Origin of the sequence: Pseudomonas sp. KCJK9058 (genome assembly GCF_046230975.1) — a bacterium.
Classification (GTDB): Bacteria; Pseudomonadota; Gammaproteobacteria; order Pseudomonadales; family Pseudomonadaceae; genus Aquipseudomonas; species Aquipseudomonas alloputida.
On sequence record NZ_JBJJLR010000121.1, the window covers coordinates 1 to 613 of the forward strand.

Annotated in this window: 1 protein-coding gene and 1 pseudogene; both read left to right on the top strand. The window is 49.9% G+C overall.

Features of this window, described 5'->3' with window-relative positions; translation table 11 throughout:
- A partial coding sequence (locus tag ACK59Z_RS25855) for an RHS repeat domain-containing protein (RefSeq protein ID WP_409293995.1) occupies positions 1-502 on the top strand: 502 nt, incomplete at its 5' end.
- A gap of 14 nt (positions 503-516) precedes the next feature.
- Positions 517-613 (top strand): annotated as a pseudogene (locus tag ACK59Z_RS25860) (type IV secretion protein Rhs); the annotation flags it as partial.

The following is a 613-nucleotide window of genomic DNA, read 5'->3' on the forward strand; positions in this document are numbered from 1 at the left end:
CCTCTGGCAGGGGCTGAGGATGCTGCGGGAGGAAACGCCTGGGCAGAACATTCTGTACCTGTACGAGCCGGGTAGCTATGCGCCGTTGGCGCGGGTTGATCAGGTTGAAGGGGAAGGGCAGAAGGTCTATTACTTCCATACGGACCAGATTGGCACGCCGTTGGAGCTGACGGACAGTGACGGGCAGATCATTTGGCAGGCGACGTACCGTTGTTGGGGGGCTGTAGAGCAACTGCCTGTTAATAAGGTTGAGCAGAATCTACGCTTCCAAGGCCAATACTTTGATGTCGAAACCGGACTGCATTACAACACTTTCAGATTCTATGATCCTAAGGTTGGCCGATTTTTGACTCAGGACCCCATAGGCTTGGCAGGTGGCTTGAATATATATTCGTACGCTGAAAACCCTATCCAAGAAATCGATCCGCTGGGGTGGTGCTCTACGAAACTGGGTAATAACATGGGGCCAGAAAGGGGGATGGAGTGGCTAATCATCATTTAATCCCCGAAGAAATAATGAAAAAGCCTCGTTACGAAAAAATGTTTAACAGGCTTCGGTCAATGGGCTTTAATGATGATGGTGCATCCAATGGTATATTTTTGCCGGGTAGTA